General features: G+C 62.7%; 14 protein-coding genes. 12 read left to right on the top strand and 2 right to left on the bottom strand.

Annotation, left to right across the window (positions count from 1 at the left end):
* The first annotated feature begins 72 nt into the window (after positions 1-72).
* Complete coding sequence (typA, locus tag ACZ889_RS02190) at positions 73-1,893, top strand: translational GTPase TypA (RefSeq protein ID WP_003249222.1); 1,821 nt, start codon at positions 73-75, stop codon at positions 1,891-1,893.
* Positions 1,894-2,075: 182 nt separating this feature from the next.
* Here the strand turns inward: typA and ACZ889_RS02185 are convergent, their stop codons facing one another.
* On the bottom strand, positions 2,076-2,480 hold the full coding sequence (locus tag ACZ889_RS02185) for a YkgJ family cysteine cluster protein (protein ID WP_003249225.1): 405 nt from the start codon (positions 2,478-2,480) through the stop codon (positions 2,076-2,078).
* Between the two features lie 184 nt (positions 2,481-2,664).
* Between ACZ889_RS02185 and ACZ889_RS02180 the strand changes: the two genes are divergently transcribed.
* From ACZ889_RS02180 to ACZ889_RS02160, 5 genes are all read left to right on the top strand, one after another.
* The gene (locus tag ACZ889_RS02180; protein WP_012053932.1) at positions 2,665-5,115 is read left to right on the top strand and encodes a glycogen/starch/alpha-glucan phosphorylase; all 2,451 of its coding nucleotides are present in this window, start codon (positions 2,665-2,667) and stop codon (positions 5,113-5,115) included.
* A 238-nt stretch (positions 5,116-5,353) separates the two neighbouring features.
* Positions 5,354-6,364 carry a class 1 fructose-bisphosphatase gene (locus ACZ889_RS02175; protein WP_003249230.1) on the top strand — a complete coding sequence of 337 codons (1,011 nt, stop codon included), beginning with the start codon at positions 5,354-5,356 and terminating at the stop codon, positions 6,362-6,364.
* Positions 6,365-6,367: 3 nt separating this feature from the next.
* A complete protein-coding gene (locus ACZ889_RS02170; RefSeq protein ID WP_003249232.1) occupies positions 6,368-6,964 on the top strand; it encodes a DUF924 family protein in 597 nt (198 codons plus the stop codon).
* 227 nt (positions 6,965-7,191) lie between these two features.
* Positions 7,192-7,446 (top strand): outer membrane protein assembly factor BamE domain-containing protein, encoded by a 255-nt coding sequence (gene bamE, locus ACZ889_RS02165; protein WP_003249234.1) that lies wholly within the window; start codon positions 7,192-7,194, stop codon positions 7,444-7,446.
* A complete protein-coding gene (locus ACZ889_RS02160) occupies positions 7,443-8,015 on the top strand; it encodes a lipocalin family protein (RefSeq protein WP_180689145.1) in 573 nt (190 codons plus the stop codon). The genes bamE and ACZ889_RS02160 overlap by 4 nt, the downstream gene beginning before the upstream one ends.
* 148 nt (positions 8,016-8,163) lie before the next feature.
* Here the strand turns inward: ACZ889_RS02160 and ACZ889_RS02155 are convergent, their stop codons facing one another.
* Positions 8,164-9,528: a formimidoylglutamate deiminase gene (locus tag ACZ889_RS02155; protein ID WP_180689146.1), complete on the bottom strand. Its 1,365-nt coding sequence runs from the start codon at positions 9,526-9,528 to the stop codon at positions 8,164-8,166.
* Between the two features lie 144 nt (positions 9,529-9,672).
* Between ACZ889_RS02155 and hutC the strand changes: the two genes are divergently transcribed.
* From hutC to hutI, 6 genes are all read left to right on the top strand, one after another.
* On the top strand, positions 9,673-10,383 hold the full coding sequence (hutC, locus tag ACZ889_RS02150) for a histidine utilization repressor (RefSeq protein WP_173881450.1): 711 nt from the start codon (positions 9,673-9,675) through the stop codon (positions 10,381-10,383).
* Positions 10,380-10,952, top strand: a complete 573-nt coding sequence (locus ACZ889_RS02145; protein ID WP_004576933.1) for a HutD/Ves family protein — start codon at positions 10,380-10,382, stop codon at positions 10,950-10,952. The genes hutC and ACZ889_RS02145 overlap by 4 nt, the downstream gene beginning before the upstream one ends.
* 439 nt (positions 10,953-11,391) lie before the next feature.
* A complete protein-coding gene (gene hutU, locus ACZ889_RS02140; protein WP_004577162.1) occupies positions 11,392-13,065 on the top strand; it encodes a urocanate hydratase in 1,674 nt (557 codons plus the stop codon).
* A gap of 108 nt (positions 13,066-13,173) precedes the next feature.
* Complete coding sequence (gene hutH, locus ACZ889_RS02135; protein WP_003249248.1) at positions 13,174-14,706, top strand: histidine ammonia-lyase; 1,533 nt, start codon at positions 13,174-13,176, stop codon at positions 14,704-14,706.
* A gap of 158 nt (positions 14,707-14,864) precedes the next feature.
* Positions 14,865-16,268 carry an amino acid permease gene (locus tag ACZ889_RS02130; RefSeq protein WP_010955588.1) on the top strand — a complete coding sequence of 468 codons (1,404 nt, stop codon included), beginning with the start codon at positions 14,865-14,867 and terminating at the stop codon, positions 16,266-16,268.
* Positions 16,269-16,283: 15 nt separating this feature from the next.
* A complete protein-coding gene (gene hutI, locus ACZ889_RS02125; RefSeq protein WP_014860367.1) occupies positions 16,284-17,489 on the top strand; it encodes an imidazolonepropionase in 1,206 nt (401 codons plus the stop codon).
* The last annotated feature ends 1 nt before the right edge of the window (position 17,490 follow it).

Raw genomic sequence — 17,490 nt, 5'->3', positions numbered from 1 at the left:
GCTGAGCCTTAAACAGTACATATTGGCCGCCTACACTGGGCGGCAACCGAATCCTCTGATCGAGATACACTTGTGATCGAAAATCTGCGTAACATCGCCATCATCGCCCACGTTGACCATGGTAAAACCACTCTGGTCGACAAACTCCTGCGTCAGTCCGGCACTCTGGAGCGTAACGAGCTCAACGACGAGCGCGTCATGGACTCCAACGACCAGGAAAAAGAGCGCGGTATTACCATTCTGGCGAAAAACACCGCCATCAACTGGAACGGCTACCACATCAACATCGTCGACACCCCCGGCCACGCCGACTTCGGTGGCGAGGTTGAGCGTGTAATGTCGATGGTCGACTCCGTGCTGCTGCTGGTCGACGCCCAAGACGGCCCGATGCCGCAAACCCGCTTCGTGACCAAGAAGGCTTTCGAAGCTGGCCTGAAGCCAATCGTCGTGATCAACAAGGTTGACCGTCCGGGCGCGCGTCCTGACTGGGTTCTGGACCAGATCTTCGACCTGTTCGACAACCTCGGTGCCACCGACGAACAGCTGGACTTCAAAGTGGTCTACGCCTCGGCCCTGAACGGCATTGCCGGCCTGGACCACACTGCCATGGCCGAAGACATGACCCCGCTGTACCAGTCGATCATCGACAACGTACCAGCACCGTCTGTTGACCGCGACGGCCCGTTCCAGATGCAGATCTCCGCACTGGACTACAACAGCTTCCTCGGCGTGATCGGTGTTGGCCGCATCGCCCGTGGCCGCGTCAAGCCGAACACCCCGGTTGTCGCCATCGACACCAACGGCAAGAAGCGCAACGGCCGTATCCTGAAGCTGATGGGTCACCACGGTCTGCACCGCGTTGACGTCGAAGAAGCCCAGGCTGGCGATATCGTCTGCATCAGCGGTTTCGATGAGCTGTTCATCTCCGACACCCTGTGCGCCCCGGATGCGGTAGAAGCGATGAAGCCGCTGACCGTTGACGAGCCGACCGTTTCGATGACCTTCCAGGTCAACGACTCGCCGTTCTGCGGTAAAGAAGGCAAGTTCGTCACCAGCCGTAACATCAAGGACCGTCTGGACAAGGAGCTGCTGTACAACGTTGCCCTGCGCGTTCAGGAGACCGACTCCCCAGACAAGTTCAAGGTTTCGGGCCGTGGTGAGCTGCACCTGTCGGTGCTGATCGAAACCATGCGTCGTGAAGGCTTCGAAATGGCCGTGGGCCGTCCTGAAGTGATCATCCGCGAAGTCGACGGCGTGAAGCAGGAGCCGTTCGAGAACGTCACCATCGACATCCCTGAAGAATCCCAGGGCAAGGTCATGGAAGAGATGGGTCTGCGTAAAGGCGACCTGACCAACATGGTTCCGGATGGCAAGGGCCGTGTTCGTCTGGAGTACAACATTCCAGCCCGTGGTCTGATCGGTTTCCGTAACCAGTTCCTGACCCTGACCAACGGTGCAGGCATCCTGACCTCGATCTTCGATCGCTACGACACCATGAAGTCGGGCCAGATGTCCGGCCGCCTCAACGGTGTACTGGTTTCGGTCGAGACCGGCAAGGCACTGACCTACTCGCTGGAAACCCTGCAGGCTCGCGGCAAGCTGTTCGTTGAACACGGCCAGGAGATCTACAACGGTCAGATCATCGGCCTGAACAGCCGTGACAACGACCTGGGCGTGAACCCGACCAAAGGCAAGAAGCTCGACAACATGCGTGCTTCGGGCAAAGACGAAGTCATCGCCCTGGTACCACCAGTTCGCCACACCCTCGAGCAGGCCCTGGAATTCATCCAGGACGACGAGCTGTGCGAAGTGACGCCTAAGTCGATCCGTCTGCGCAAGAAGATCCTGGACGAAGGCGAGCGTACCCGCGCAGCCAAGAAAGCCAAGAACTGAGTTAGCTCAGGCTGAATGAAAACGCCCCCGGTCGAAAGGCCGGGGGCGTTTTTGTTTGTCTGGGTTTTTTGTGCTGGTAGTACCGGCCTCTTCGCGGGTAAACCCGCTCCTACAGGATATCCACAAAGGTCAAGACCTGTAGGAGCGGGTTTACCCGTGAAGAGGCCGCTGCAGGCAATAGATCAGCGCCCAACCACCTTGGGCTTGTAGGCGCAATACCCCGGCCGCGGCCCGACCTTGGGGTGGTTGCGGCAGGTATCCGGGCGCTTGTCATAAATGGTGCACAGCCGGCTTTTACGATCCAGGTACATGCAGTCGTCGTTGCTCATCCGGGTCAGGGTGAAGATCCCGGACTTCTGGTTGAAGCGCTCGATGATGCCTTCTTTTTGCAGGCGCTTGGCCACGTTCTTGGGGGGTTCGTCTTTTTCGAACTCGTCGACCACGCCGATACGGATCAGATCCTTGATCTTCACCTCCACCGGCAGGGTGCAGCAGGTCGAATGGCAGCCATGGCACATGTTGCTGGTGTAGCGCTGCCAGGTCTCCAGGCGGTCGACTTCGGCCGCGGCGATCAGGGTCGTTTTCATCTTTATAGGGTGGATCACGGTCTTGGGGCGCGCGATGATACCGGAATTGTTCAATTTATGAACAACCTTTTGCCGGAATCGCAGAGTGGGCATGAAAACTGCGAACCGTAACTGTCGCTCTCTGTCGAAGGGTCTAGTCTCAACACTCTCCCTCCGCTTTCGTCAACTTGCCCGAGGATGCCGCATGTCCCAGGAACCCAAAGCACGTGACGCCGAAGTCGCGGATTTTCGCGCTGCTGTACTGAACAAGCTGACCTACGCGGTCGGCAAGGACCCCGAGCACGCCTTCGACCATGACTGGTTCGAAGCCATTGCCCTGGCTGCGCGCGATCACATGGTCGACCACTGGATGGATCACACCCGGCAGGCCTATCGGCGCAGCCAGAAGCGTGTCTACTACCTTTCCCTGGAGTTTCTCATCGGCCGCTTGCTGTACGACAGCCTGAGCAACCTGGGCCTGCTGGACGTCGCCCGCGATGCGCTGGAAGGGCTGAATGTGGACCTCGAACGCATTCGCCTGCTCGAGCCGGACGCCGCGCTGGGCAATGGTGGCCTTGGCCGTCTGGCTGCGTGCTTCATGGAGAGCATGTCTACCCTGGGTATCGCTGCCCATGGTTACGGCATCCGCTACGAGCACGGGCTGTTCCGTCAGGCCGTGGTCGATGGCTGGCAGCAGGAACAGACCGAGAACTGGCTGGATTTCGGCAACCCCTGGGAGTTCGAGCGCGCCGAGGTGATCTACCCGATCAGCTTTGGCGGCAGTGTCGAAACGGTGCACGATGCAAGCGGTAGCCAGCGCCAGGTATGGTGGCCTGGCGAGACGGTGCGGGCGGTGGCCTACGACACGCCGGTAGTCGGCTGGCGCGGATCCAGCGTCAACACCCTGCGCCTGTGGCGCGCGCGCGCGCTGGAAGAGTTGCACCTGGAGCGCTTCAACGCCGGTGACCATTTGGGGGCTGTGGCTGAAGTGGCGCGTGCCGAGAGCATTTCGCGTGTGCTGTACCCAGCCGACAGTACCGAGGCCGGCCAGGAACTGCGCCTTCGCCAGGAGTACTTTTTCGTCTCGGCTTCGCTGCAGGACTTGCTGCGGCGCCACCTGAACATGCACAAGGACCTGCTCAACCTGCCTGATGCAGCGGCCATCCAGCTAAACGACACCCATCCCTCGATTGCGGTGGCGGAGCTGATGCGGTTGCTGGTGGATCAGCACGAAGTGCCTTGGGAAAAGGCCTGGGAGCTGACCGTCGGCACGCTCGCCTACACCAACCATACCCTGTTGCCAGAAGCCCTGGAAACCTGGCCGGTAGCGCTGATGGAGCGCATGCTGCCGCGGCACATGCAGATTATCTACCTGATCAATGCCTACCATATCGATGCGTTGCGGGCCAAAGGCCTGCACGACTTCGACGTGCTGCGCGCGGTTTCGCTGATTGAGGAAGACAACGGCCGACGGGTGCGCATGGGCAACCTGGCGTTTCTCGGCTCGCACAGCGTCAACGGCGTGTCGGCGCTGCACAGCAAGTTGATGAAAAGCACGGTGTTCTCCGAACTGCACAAGCTCTACCCGCAACGGATCAACAACAAGACCAACGGCATTACCTTCCGCCGCTGGTTGTACCAGTCCAACCCTCAACTGACCGAGATGCTGGTCGAGGCGCTTGGGCCGGAACTCAAGGACGACCCACAGACGCGTCTGGCGGGCCTGGTGCCGTTCGCCGAAAAAGCCGGTTTCCGCAAGCAGTTCGCTGCCCAGCGGCTGCACAGCAAGCGCGCCCTGGCCAGCATCATTCAGGATCGTATCGGCGTCACGGTCAACCCCGAGGCGCTATTCGACGTTCAGGTCAAACGTATTCACGAATACAAGCGCCAGTTGCTCAACCTGCTGCACACCGTTGCACTGTACCAGGCCATACGCAACGACCCTGGCACCAACTGGGTGCCGCGGGTGAAGATCTTCGCTGGCAAGGCTGCGGCCAGTTACCACCAGGCCAAACTGATCATCAAGCTGGCCAACGACATCGCCCGGGTGGTGAACAACGACCCGACAGTGCGCGGCCTGCTGAAGGTGGTGTTCCTGCCCAACTACAACGTCAGCCTGGCCGAGAGCATCATCCCGGCGGCGGACCTTTCCGAGCAGATATCCACCGCAGGTTACGAAGCTTCCGGTACCAGTAACATGAAGTTCGGCCTCAATGGTGCGCTGACCATCGGCACCCTGGATGGCGCCAACGTGGAGATGTGCGAACAGGTGGGGGCCGACAACATGTTCATCTTTGGCCTGACCGCGCAGCAGGTTGAAGCGCGCAAGCGTGCCGGTGATTTTGGCGCCAATGCCGCCATCGCTGCTTCCAACCGCTTGACCGATGTGTTGCAGGCCATCCGCAGTGGTGTGTTCTCGCCAGACGACCCTTCTCGGTACACCGGGTTGATCGACGGCCTGGTGGCCTACGATCGCTTCCTGGTGTGTGCCGATTTCGATGCCTACTGGGATGCCCAACGGCGGGTCGAGGATCTGTGGCACACACCGCAGGAGTGGTGGCGCAAGGCGGTGCTCAATACCGCGCGGATGGGCTGGTTCTCCTCGGATCGGACCATTCGCGAGTATGCGACCGAGATCTGGAAGGCGCTGGACTGAGGCGGGCCTGTGCTGGCTTGTTCGCGGGTAAACCCGCGCCTACAGGGCCCTTATCCACCTGTAGGCGCGGGCGCGTCCGCGAATGGCCCCACAACCAGACCACCGGCCTGGCGAAGGCTGAACTACCGACCTATTGTGCCGTCTGAGAGCCGTGGCGAGTCTCATCACTCGCTAGCCCGTCACTCTCCCTGTAAACTGCGGGGGTTTTTCATCCCCCCCAATCCGTTCGGAGCCATACATGTCCCGCGTTACCCTGAGTCGCTATCTGATTGAGCAGACCCGCAGCAACAATACCCCTGCCGATCTGCGCTTCCTGATCGAAGTGGTAGCGCGTGCGTGCAAGGAAATCAGCCATCACGTGTCCAAAGGCGCCCTCGGTGGTGTGCTGGGCAGCATGGGCACTGAAAACGTGCAGGGCGAGGTCCAGAAGAAACTGGACGTGATTTCCAACGATATCCTGCTGGAAGCCAACGAGTGGGGCGGTCACCTGGCTGGCATGGCTTCCGAAGAAATGGACAACGCGTACCAGATCCCGGGCAAGTACCCGAAAGGCGCCTACCTGCTGGTCTTCGACCCGCTGGACGGTTCGTCGAACATCGACGTCAACGTGTCGGTCGGTACCATCTTCTCGGTTCTGCGTTGCCCTAACCAATACCTGAGCCAGAACGAAAGCCTCAACGAAGAAGCGTTCCTGCAGCCAGGTACCGAGCAGGTTGCTGCCGGTTATGCCATCTACGGCCCGCAGACCATGCTGATCCTGACCCTGGGCAACGGCGTCAAGGGCTTCACCCTGGATCGCGAACTGGGCAGCTTCGTGCTGACTCACGAAAACATCCGCGTACCGGAGACCACCGCCGAGTTCGCCATCAACATGTCCAACCAGCGCCACTGGGAAGCCCCGGTACAGCGCTATGTGGGCGAACTGCTGGCAGGCGAGACCGGCCCGCTGAAGAAGAACTACAACATGCGCTGGATCGCCTCGATGGTGGCCGACGTGCACCGCATCCTGACCCGTGGCGGCCTGTTCATGTACCCACGTGACGCCCGCGAACCAAGCAAGCCGGGCAAGCTGCGCCTGATGTACGAAGCCAACCCGATGTCGTTCATCATCGAACAGGCCGGTGGCGCTTCCACCAACGGTTACGACCGCATCCTCGACATCAAGCCAGAAAGCCTGCACCAGCGTGTGTCGGTAATTCTCGGCTCGAAGGAAGAGGTCGAGCGCGTCACCGCTTACCACAAGGAGTAAGTCATGCTCGCACCTTGGCAGCCGTTGCTGGAGTGGTGGTTCGGTTGGGGCACCAGTGCCCAGGCCGTGGCTGACGAGAAGAGCACGCTGTGGTTCGGCAAACATTACGATGCCGAGGCCCATGCGCTGTTTGGCGACCTGGTCGAGCATGCCCTGGCGGGTGGGCTCGAAGAGTGGCAGCAAAGCCCGCAGGGCTGGCTGGGCCTGCTGATTTTGCTCGACCAGCTGCCACGCATGATCTACCGCGACACGCAGCGTGCCTTCGAGGGCGACCGGCGTGCCCAGGTGGTGGCCATGCAGGGCCTGCAGAAGGGCTGGGATTACCAGTTGCTGCCGATCCAGCGCGTGTTCGTGCTGCTGGTACTGGAGCATGCCGAAGTGCTGGACTGGCAGAACCTGTGCGTGGAGCGTTATCGAATGTTGCTGGATGAACAGCCCGAGGCCAACCGCCGGCTGTTTGAAGGCTTCCTCGACTATGCCGAGCAGCACCAGCGGGTAATTGCCCGTTTCGGGCGCTTCCCGCACCGCAACCTGGTGCTGGAGCGGCCGAGCACCAGCGAAGAGATGGACTTTTTGCTGGAGCCTGGGTCCCGGTTCTGAGGCCCAAGGGGCCTGCTGTGCAGGCATCGCGACGCAAGGCCGCTCCCATTGGGGGCGGCCTTTTTTATTGGGTGCATGATTAATGCTTTGTGATTAATCGCACAGTAGTGGCCATCCGACCAATGGTGTAGGGACATAGGGGGTGGGGCAGGGAACCTGGGAGGGATTTTCACGTCGAAGGTCACTGCAGGCCACTCGCCTGTATCATCTTTCAGGAGTGTCCCTTCATGTCGTTGCGTTCCCTCGCCCTGTTGTCGCTGTGCGTCGTGCTGACTGCCTGCAGCAAGATCAATCAGGAAAACTATTCCAAGATCAAGGCCGGTATGAACAAGGCCGAGGTCGAGCAGTTGCTCGGCACGCCGACCGAATGTTCTGGCGCGTTGGGCATGAGCAGCTGCACTTGGGGGGACGAGAAGAGCTTCATCAGCGTGCAGTACGCAGCTGACAAAGTGCTGATGTATTCCGGGCAGGGCCTCAAATGAGGCGTGCGTACCTGCTGATGGGCGTATGCCTGGCGTTGCTGCTGGGCGGTTGTGCAGGTTCCGTGCACGACCCGCTGGCGCCGAAAACCGCCGGAAATGTCGACCTCAAGCGCTACCAGGGCAAATGGTACGAGCTGGCGCGCCTGCCCATGCGCTTCCAGGAAGGCTGCGAGCAGTCCGAGGCCCATTACAACCTCAGGCCTGATGGCAGTTATGGCGTGCTCAACCGCTGTCGCACCATGGGTGATGAATGGCTTCGCGCCGAAGGGCATGCGAATATCCAGGAGCCGGGGCACACCGACAAGCTATGGGTCGAGTTCGATAACTGGTTCACCAGGCTGGTGCCAGGCGTGGCGCGGGGTGAGTACTGGATTCTTTATGTGGACGACCACTACCGTACGGCCATCGTCGGCAGCCCGGACCGCAAATACCTTTGGATTCTGTCGCGCACGCCGACACTGCCGGCCTGGGAGCGTGAGAACCTGCTGTCCAGGGCGCGGCAGCAGGGGTATGACACCAGCCGCTTGATCTGGCGGGCGTCCGATCAGCAAATAGTAAAAATGCACTGAGTTTTTTGGGGTTGCGTTGCAACCCTTCGCGGGCAAACCCCACAGGTTCTGCACTGAACCCTGGGCTGCCCCCAAGACATTTTGTGGGTCAGTCCAACCTGTGGGAGCGCGCTTGCCCGCGAAGGGCTGCAACGCAGCCCCGGTACACTCAGCCCAAAAGCTGGCGCAACACCTCGGCAAACGCCCGCCCGCTTTCTTCTTCTTGCGCATGCCGCCCCTGGCGCACCACCCACTGCCCATTCACCATGACATCGCGCACCTGGCGATCGCCGCCGGCAAACAGCCAACGGTTGAGAATGGCATCACCCTCCGCCATGGCGATGTAGGGGTCCTGCCCATCGAGCACCAGCCAGTCGGCACGCTTGCCCACCGCCAACTCGCCGACCGCCTGCCCCAGCGCCTGCGCACCACCGGCCAGCGCCGCGTCATACAGCGTGCGCCCGACCATCGGTTGGTCGCCGCGATACAGGCGGTTGCGCCGCTGGTCCCGCAGGCGCTGGCCATATTCCAGCCAGCGCAACTCCTCCACCACGCTTAACGACACATGGCTGTCCGAGCCAATGCCCATGCGCCCGCCCTGTGCCAGGAAATCCACTGCCGGGAAGATCCCATCGCCCAGGTTGGCTTCGGTGGTCAGGCACAACCCGGCCACCGCGCCGCTGCGGGCCATGGCGGTCACTTCGTCTGGTTCGGCATGGGTAGCGTGTACCAGGCACCAGCGGCGGTCCACGTCCACGTGCTCGTACAGCCACTGCAGCGGGCGCAGGCCGCTCCAGGCCAGGCAGTCGTCGACTTCCTTCTGCTGTTCGGCGATGTGGATATGCACTGGGCACTGCCTGTCGCTGGCCGCCAGCACTTCGGCGATCTGCCCAGGCGTTACCGCCCGCAGCGAGTGGAAGCACAGGCCCAGTTGCTGCGCCGGTTGCGCGGCCAGCAGCGGGGCGAGCTGGGCTTGCAGCTGCAGGTACTGCCCGGTGGAGTTGATGAAGCGCCGCTGCCCGTCGTTCGGCGCCTGGCCGCCAAAGCCTGCATGGCTGTACAGCACCGGCAGCAAGGTCAGGCCGATGCCGCTGTCGGCTGCGGCCGCGCTGATGCGTCGCGACAGCTCGGCGGGGTCGGCGTAGGGCTTGCCGGCCTGGTCGTGGTGCACGTAGTGGAACTCCGCCACCGAGGTATAACCGGCCTTGAGCATCTCGATGTACAGCTGGCGGGCGATGACCTGAAGCTGCTCTGGGCTGATCTGCCCGACCAGGCGGTACATCAGGTCTCGCCAGGTCCAGAAACTGTCGTTGGGGTTGCCGGCAAATTCCGCCAGGCCTGCCATGGCGCGCTGGAAAGCGTGCGAGTGCAGGTTGGGCATGCCGGGCAGTAGCGGGCCGGCCAGGCGCTCGGCGTCTTCGGCCGAAGCGCCAGGCTCGATGCTGGCCACACGGCCATCGCTGGCGACCTCGATACGCACATGGCTGGCCCAGCCCGTAGGTAGCAGGGCGCGTTCGGCGAAGTAGGCTGACATCGGTGGAATCCTGTTATTGTTAACTTGTATATACATATACAGGCGTTTGCCTGCCGGGTAAACTGCGGCAAGCTACCGCTCATTTCATTTGCACAAGGATCCATCGCCGTGCCGACACCTCCTGTCTCCGTGCTGGTTGCCCAGATGGGCGAGGGCCCGGCGCCGCTCTACGCCCGGGTCAAACAGATGATCATCCAGCAGATCGACAACGGCAGCTGGCCACCGCATCACCGGGTACCCTCCGAGAGCGAGCTGGTCAACGAGCTGGGCTTCAGCCGCATGACCATCAACCGCGCCCTGCGTGAACTCACCGCCGAAGGCCTGCTGGTGCGCATGCAAGGGGTCGGCACCTTCGTGGCCGAGCCCAAGGGCCGTTCGGCGCTGTTCGAGGTCAACAACATTGCCGACGAAATCGCCGCGCGCGGGCACCAGCATAGCTGCCAGGTGATCACGCTTGCCGAAGAAGCGGCCGGCTCCGAGCGGGCGCTGGCTCTGGACATGCGTGAAGGTCAGCGGGTGTTCCATTCGCTGATCGTGCATTTTGAGAACGGTGTGCCGGTGCAGATCGAGGACCGTTACGTCAACGCGGCCATTGCGCCCGATTACCTCAAGCAGGATTTCACCCGGCAGACGCCTTACGCCTACCTGTCCCAGGTGGCGCCGTTGACCGAAGGTGAGCATGTGGTCGAGGCGATCCTGGCCGAGCCGGAAGAATGCCGCCTGTTGCAGATCGAGCGGGGCGAGCCTTGCCTGCTGATTCGTCGTCGCACCTGGTCCGGCCGCCAGCCGGTGACCGCTGCACGGCTGATCCACCCCGGTTCCCGTCATCGCCTGGAAGGACGTTTCAGCAAATGAGTCAGCTGCAGTTGTTGCGTGCGCATGATTACCCGCGCATGCCTTGGAAGAACGGTGGCGGTTTCACCGAAGAGATCACCCGCGACAGTGGCGAGGGCCTGGACGGTTTTGGCTGGCGTCTGTCGATTGCCGACATCGAAGAGTCGGGCGGCTTTTCCACCTTCGCCGGCTACCAGCGGATCATCACCGTGCTGCAGGGCGACGGCATGCGCCTGCTGGTCGACGGCCAGGCCAGTCGGCCATTGCTGGCGTTCGATGCGTTTGCGTTCAGCGGCGAGAGCCAGGTCAGCTGCAAGTTGCTGGGCGGGGCGATCCGCGATTTCAACCTGATCTATGCACCGCAGCGATATCGGGCGCGGCTGCAGTGGCTGGATGGCACCAGCCGGGTGTATAGCTCGGCGTCGACGGTGTTGTTGTTTGCTGCCAGCAGCCTGGTCGAAGTCACTATTGCCGGGCGCGAGACGCAGCGGTTGGGGTTGTTCGACTGCTTGCGTCTGGAGGGCAATGATGAATTGCTGGGGTTGGAGGTTCAGGGGCGGTTCTGCCTGATCGAACTGGTTGAGTGCTGAGGGCCTGGCTGTAGGTTTTTGTCGCCTGTGAGATCGAGCGCCGCCAGGTGTCCGCCTCGACACATTCTGCGCCTGTGAGATCGAGCGCCGCCCGCGCGGCGCTTCGCGGGTAAACCCGCTCCTACGTTTGTTTCAGGCCAATTATGCCTGTGGGATTTGCGCGCGAACGCCTTGGTGCATGCCTCGATATCGCGTCGTACCAACAAGGCGGTCGCGCGCGCCAGGCACAGGATGGACTGGCCCGAAACAAACGTAGGAGCGGGTTTACCCGCGAAGCGCCGCGCGGGCGGCGCTCGATCTATACCCCAACATAAATCTCAAGCCAGGAACGGCAAGGTCCAATTATTTTGGTTGTCCATGCTTGTACATACAAGTAAAGGTGTGTTTGTATATTGACCACGACATACCCGCCCGCGGACGACCGCAGAGGACCTTTCCCGTGACCGACAACAACAAATACCGTGACGTTGAAATCCGTGCCCCACGTGGCAACAAGCTGACCGCCAAAAGCTGGCTGACCGAAGCGCCACTGCGCATGCTGATGAACAACCTCGATCCACAGGTCGCGGAAAACCCGAAAGAGCTGGTGGTATACGGCGGTATCGGCCGCGCCGCGCGCAACTGGGCCTGCTACGACAAGATCGTCGAAACCCTGACCCGCCTGGAAGACGACGAAACCCTGCTGGTGCAGTCGGGCAAGCCGGTCGGTGTGTTCAAGACCCACAGCAACGCACCGCGCGTGCTGATCGCCAACTCCAACCTGGTGCCACACTGGGCCAATTGGGAACACTTCAACGAACTGGACGCCAAAGGCCTGGCCATGTACGGCCAGATGACCGCCGGCAGCTGGATCTACATCGGCAGCCAGGGCATCGTCCAGGGCACCTATGAAACCTTCGTCGAAGCCGGTCGCCAGCACTACGGCGGCAGCCTGAAAGGCAAGTGGGTACTCACCGCTGGCCTGGGCGGCATGGGCGGCGCCCAGCCACTGGCCGCGACCCTGGCCGGTGCTTGCTCGCTGAACATCGAATGCCAGCAGAGCCGTATCGACTTCCGCCTGGAAACCCGCTACGTCGACGAGCAGGCCACTGACCTCGACGACGCCCTGGCACGCATCGCCAAGTACACCGCCGAAGGCAAGGCCATCTCCATCGCCCTGCATGGCAACGCCGCCGAAATCCTCCCAGAGCTGGTCAAACGTGGCGTGCGCCCGGACATGGTCACCGACCAGACCAGCGCCCACGACCCACTGAACGGCTACCTGCCTGCCGGCTGGACCTGGGAACAGTACCGCGACCGTGCGCAGACCGAACCGGCTGCAGTGGTCAAGGCTGCCAAGCAGTCGATGGCCGTGCACGTGCAGGCCATGCTGGACTTCCAGAAGCAGGGCATCCCGACCTTCGACTACGGCAACAACATCCGCCAGATGGCCAAGGAAGAGGGCGTGGCCAATGCCTTCGACTTCCCAGGCTTCGTCCCGGCCTACATCCGCCCACTGTTCTGCCGTGGGGTCGGCCCGTTCCGCTGGGCGGCGCTGTCCGGTGAAGCCGAGGACATCTACAAGACCGACGCCAAGGTCAAGGAACTGATCCCCGACGATGCCCACCTGCACCGTTGGCTGGACATGGCCCGCGAGCGCATCAGCTTCCAGGGCCTGCCGGCACGTATCTGCTGGGTGGGGCTGGGCCTTCGCGCCAAGCTGGGCCTGGCTTTCAACGAAATGGTCCGCAGCGGCGAGCTGTCGGCACCGGTGGTGATCGGCCGTGACCACCTCGACTCCGGCTCGGTATCCAGCCCGAACCGCGAAACCGAGGCCATGCGTGATGGTTCGGACGCTGTTTCCGACTGGCCGCTGCTCAACGCCCTGCTGAACACCGCAGGCGGCGCCACCTGGGTCTCGCTGCACCATGGCGGTGGCGTGGGCATGGGCTTCTCGCAGCACTCGGGCATGGTCATCGTCTGCGACGGTACCGATGAGGCCGCCGAGCGCATCGCCCGGGTACTGACCAACGACCCAGGGACTGGCGTCATGCGTCACGCCGATGCCGGTTATGACATCGCCATCGACTGCGCCAAGGAGCAGGGCCTGGACCTGCCGATGATCACTGGCTGATCACCACGCTTTGGATCGCACCCTGCAAGGGGTGATACTGAACAACAAGAAGGAGCGCGCAGGCACCCACAAGCGGGCCTGCGGCTCCACGCGATTTGGAGTAGTAACGTGACCGAACTCACCCTCAAGCCTGGCACCCTGACCCTGGCCCAGCTGCGCGCGATCCATGCCGCGCCTGTGCGCCTGCAACTGGATGCCAGCGCCGCACCGGCCATCGACGCCAGCGTCGCCTGTGTCGAGCAGATCATTGCCGAAGACCGTACTGCCTACGGCATCAACACCGGTTTCGGCCTACTGGCCTCGACCCGCATCGCCAGCCATGACCTGGAGAACCTGCAGCGTTCGCTGGTGCTGTCCCACGCCGCCGGTATCGGCGCGCCGCTGGATGACGACCTGGTGCGGTTGATCATGGTACTGAAGATCAACAGCCTCAGCCGTGGCTTCTCCGGCATCCGCCGCAAAGTCATCGACGCGCTGATTGCCCTGGTCAACGCCGAAGTCTACCCGCACATCCCGCTGAAAGGCTCGGTAGGCGCATCTGGTGACCTTGCGCCGCTAGCGCATATGTCGCTGGTGCTGCTGGGCGAAGGCAAGGCCCGCTACAAGGGCCAGTGGCTGCCGGCCACCGAAGCCTTGGCGATTGCCGGCCTCGAACCGCTGACCCTGGCCGCCAAAGAGGGCCTGGCCTTGCTCAACGGTACCCAGGCCTCCACCGCCTATGCCTTGCGTGGCCTGTTCCAGGGCGAAGACCTGTATGCCGCTGCCATCGCCTGCGGTGGGCTGAGCGTCGAAGCTGCGCTGGGCTCGCGTTCTCCGTTCGATGCGCGTATCCACGAAGTGCGTGGCCAACGCGGCCAGATCGACACCGCGGCCTGCTTCCGCGACCTGCTGGGCGACTCCAGCGAAGTGTCGCTGTCGCACAAGAACTGCGACAAGGTCCAGGACCCGTACTCGCTGCGCTGCCAGCCGCAGGTCATGGGTGCCTGCCTGACCCAGCTGCGCCAGGCCGCCGAGGTACTGGGCATCGAAGCCAACGCCGTGTCGGACAACCCGCTGGTGTTCGCTGCCGAAGGTGATGTGATCTCCGGCGGCAACTTCCACGCCGAACCGGTGGCCATGGCCGCCGACAACCTGGCCCTGGCCATCGCCGAAATCGGTTCGCTCAGCGAGCGCCGCATCTCGCTGATGATGGACAAGCACATGTCCCAATTGCCGCCGTTCCTGGTGGAAAACGGCGGGGTCAACTCTGGCTTCATGATCGCCCAGGTCACCGCTGCCGCCCTGGCAAGCGAGAACAAAGCGCTGTCGCACCCGCACAGCGTCGACAGCCTGCCAACTTCGGCCAACCAGGAAGACCACGTTTCGATGGCCCCGGCCGCCGGCAAGCGCCTGTGGGAAATGGCCGAAAACACCCGTGGCGTGCTGGCCATCGAATGGCTGGGCGCGTGCCAGGGCCTGGACCTGCGCAAAGGCCTGAAGACTTCGGCCAAGCTGGAGCAGGCGCGCCAGGCGCTGCGCAGCGAGGTGCCGCATTACGACCGTGACCGTTTCTTCGCGCCGGATATCGAAAAGGCCGTGGACCTGTTGGCCAAGGGTAGTCTGACCGGCTTGCTGCCGGCGGGTGTGCTGCCAAGCCTGTAATGCCCCTTGGGGCCGCTTGGCGGCCCTTCGCGGTCAAGCCCGCTCCTACACAGATTGCGATCTGCAAACGCTATCCATGTAGGAGCGGGCTTGCCCGCGAAGGGGCTGCGCAGCAGCCGCTCAATCTCACGACCACAAAAACAATTCAAGGACGTGACATGCAACAAGCTCAAGGTCTCAAGCGCGGGCTAAGTGCCCGCCACATCCGTTTCATGGCCCTCGGCTCCGCCATCGGCACCGGCCTGTTCTACGGTTCTGCCTCGGCCATCCAGATGGCAGGCCCGGCCGTGCTGCTGGCCTACCTGATCGGCGGCGCCGCCGTGTTCATGGTCATGCGCGCCCTTGGCGAAATGGCCGTGCACAACCCGGTGGCCGGCTCCTTCGGCCACTACGCCACGACCTACCTCGGCCCAATGGCCGGTTTCATCCTTGGCTGGACCTACGCTTTCGAGATGGTCATCGTCGCCATCGCCGACGTCACCGCGTTCGGTATCTACATGGGCTTCTGGTTCCCGGAGGTAGCCCGCTGGATCTGGGTGCTGGGCATCGTTTTCCTGATCGGCGGCCTCAACCTGTGCAACGTCAAGGTATTCGGCGAAATGGAATTCTGGCTGTCGCTGCTCAAGGTCGGCGCCATCGTGGCGATGATCCTGGCCGGCCTCGGCATCATGGCCTTCGGTTTCAGCCAGGTGGGTACCGGGCATGCCGTAGGCATGAGCAACCTGTTCGACCACGGCGGCTTCATGCCTAACGGCGTGGGGGGCTTGATTGCGTCGTTTGCCGTGGTGATGTTCGCCTTCGGCGGTATCGAGATCATCGGCGTCACCGCCGGTGAGGCAAAAGACCCGCAGCGCGTCATTCCCAAAGCGATCAACGCGGTGCCACTGCGTATCCTGCTGTTCTACGTGCTCACCCTGTTCGTGCTGATGTGCCTGTACCCATGGCCGCAGATCGGTAGCCAGGGCAGCCCGTTCGTGCAGATCTTCAGCAACCTGGGCATTGGCTCTGCCGCTGCTGTGCTGAACGTCGTGGTGATTTCCGCTGCCATCTCTGCCATCAACAGCGACATCTTTGGCGCTGGCCGCATGATGTATGGCCTGGCCCAGCAAGGCCACGCCCCGCGCGGCTTCAGCAAGTTGTCGAAACATGGCGTACCGTGGATGACCGTCGTGGTGATGGGGGCTGCGCTGCTGATCGGCGTATTGCTCAACTACCTGATCCCGGAAAATGTGTTCCTGCTGATTGCCTCGATCGCCACCTTCGCCACGGTGTGGGTGTGGCTGATGATCCTGCTCACCCAGGTAGCCATGCGCCGCAGCATGAGCCGCGAGCAAGTGGCCCAGCTCAAGTTCCCGGTACCGTTCTGGCCATACGGCCCGGCCATGGCCATTGCGTTCATGGTGTTCATCTTTGGCGTGCTCGGTTACTTCCCGGACACCCAGGCGGCATTGATCGTCGGCGTGATCTGGGTGGTGTTCCTGGTGGCGTCCTACCTGCTGTGGTGCAAGCCGCGCGCAGGGCAGGGCCAGCCGGTAGCGGAGCCGGCCGAGCTGCACCGCTAGCAAAGGAGATTGTGCATGAGAACCCTCTGGCAGCATTGCCATGTTGCAACCATGGCCGATGGCCGTTACTCGGCCATCGAGGACGCGGCGATCGTCACCAGCGCCGGGCTGATCGAGTGGATAGGCCCACGCGCCGAGCTGGCGCCGGTCGAAGCTGACCGCACGGTTGACCTGGGTGGTGCCTGGGTCACCCCCGGGCTGATCGACTGCCACACCCATGCGGTGTTCGGTGGCAACCGCAGCGGCGAGTTCGAGCAGCGCCTGCAGGGCGTGAGCTATGCCGAAATCGCCGCGCAGGGTGGGGGTATCGCGAGTACCGTGCGGGCTACCCGGGCGGCCAGCGAAGACGAGCTGTTCGCCAGTGCTCGCCAGCGCGTTCAGGCACTGATGCGCGATGGCGTGACCACCCTCGAGGTCAAGTCCGGCTACGGCCTGGACTTGGCCAATGAGCGCAAGATGCTGCGAGTGGCCCGGCGCCTGGCCGACGAGCTGCCGCTGACGGTGCGTGCCACGTGCCTGGCAGCGCACGCTTTGCCCCCGGAGTACGCAGGCCGGGCCGATGACTACATCGCGCACATCTGCGATGAAATGTTGCCGGCCCTGGCCGCCGAAGGCCTGGTAGATGCGGTGGATGCCTTCTGCGAACACCTCGCGTTCTCGCCGGCCCAGGTCGAGCGGCTGTTCATCAAGGCGCGCGAACTGGGCCTGCCGGTCAAGCTGCATGCCGAACAGCTGTCATCGTTGCACGGCTCAAGCCTGGCCGCGCGTTACCAGGCACTGTCGGCTGACCACCTGGAGTTCATGACAGAGGAAGACGCCGTGGCAATGGCAAACGCCGGCACGGTCGCCGTGCTGCTACCGGGTGCGTTCTACTTCCTGCGTGAAACCCAGCTGCCGCCAATGGATGCATTGCGCCGCCACGGGGTAAAGATTGCCCTGGCCAGCGACCTCAACCCCGGCACCTCGCCAGGGTTGTCGCTGCGGTTGATGCTGAACATGGGCTGCACCTGCTTCCGCATGACGCCGGAAGAGGCCCTGGCAGGCGTTACGGTGCACGCCGCCACGGCGCTGGGCCTGGGTGACAGCCACGGCTCGCTGCAAGTGGGCAAGGTGGCCGACTTCGTTGCCTGGCAAATCGAACGCCCCGCCGACCTGGCCTACTGGCTGGGTGGCGACCTGCCCAAGCGCGTAGTGCGCATGGGCCACGAAATCTCCAACTGAG

It is taken from the genome of Pseudomonas sp. TE3895, from assembly GCF_056278855.1.
This window is presented reverse-complemented; position numbering and strand designations above follow the sequence as displayed.

What these genes read in the sequence shown, in the direction of transcription:
- ACZ889_RS02185 (WP_003249225.1), bottom strand. Translation starts at nt 2,480, where the DNA reads ATGAAAACGACCCTGATCGCCGCGGCCGAAGTCGACCGCCTGGAGACC.
- ACZ889_RS02180 (WP_012053932.1), top strand. Translation starts at nt 2,665, where the DNA reads ATGTCCCAGGAACCCAAAGCACGTGACGCCGAAGTCGCGGATTTTCGC.
- ACZ889_RS02175 (WP_003249230.1), top strand. Translation starts at nt 5,354, where the DNA reads ATGTCCCGCGTTACCCTGAGTCGCTATCTGATTGAGCAGACCCGCAGC.
- ACZ889_RS02170 (WP_003249232.1), top strand. Translation starts at nt 6,368, where the DNA reads ATGCTCGCACCTTGGCAGCCGTTGCTGGAGTGGTGGTTCGGTTGGGGC.
- bamE (WP_003249234.1), top strand. Translation starts at nt 7,192, where the DNA reads ATGTCGTTGCGTTCCCTCGCCCTGTTGTCGCTGTGCGTCGTGCTGACT.
- ACZ889_RS02160 (WP_180689145.1), top strand. Translation starts at nt 7,443, where the DNA reads ATGAGGCGTGCGTACCTGCTGATGGGCGTATGCCTGGCGTTGCTGCTG.
- ACZ889_RS02155 (WP_180689146.1), bottom strand. Translation starts at nt 9,528, where the DNA reads ATGTCAGCCTACTTCGCCGAACGCGCCCTGCTACCTACGGGCTGGGCC.
- hutC (WP_173881450.1), top strand. Translation starts at nt 9,673, where the DNA reads ATGGGCGAGGGCCCGGCGCCGCTCTACGCCCGGGTCAAACAGATGATC.
- ACZ889_RS02145 (WP_004576933.1), top strand. Translation starts at nt 10,380, where the DNA reads ATGAGTCAGCTGCAGTTGTTGCGTGCGCATGATTACCCGCGCATGCCT.
- ACZ889_RS02130 (WP_010955588.1), top strand. Translation starts at nt 14,865, where the DNA reads ATGCAACAAGCTCAAGGTCTCAAGCGCGGGCTAAGTGCCCGCCACATC.
- hutI (WP_014860367.1), top strand. Translation starts at nt 16,284, where the DNA reads ATGAGAACCCTCTGGCAGCATTGCCATGTTGCAACCATGGCCGATGGC.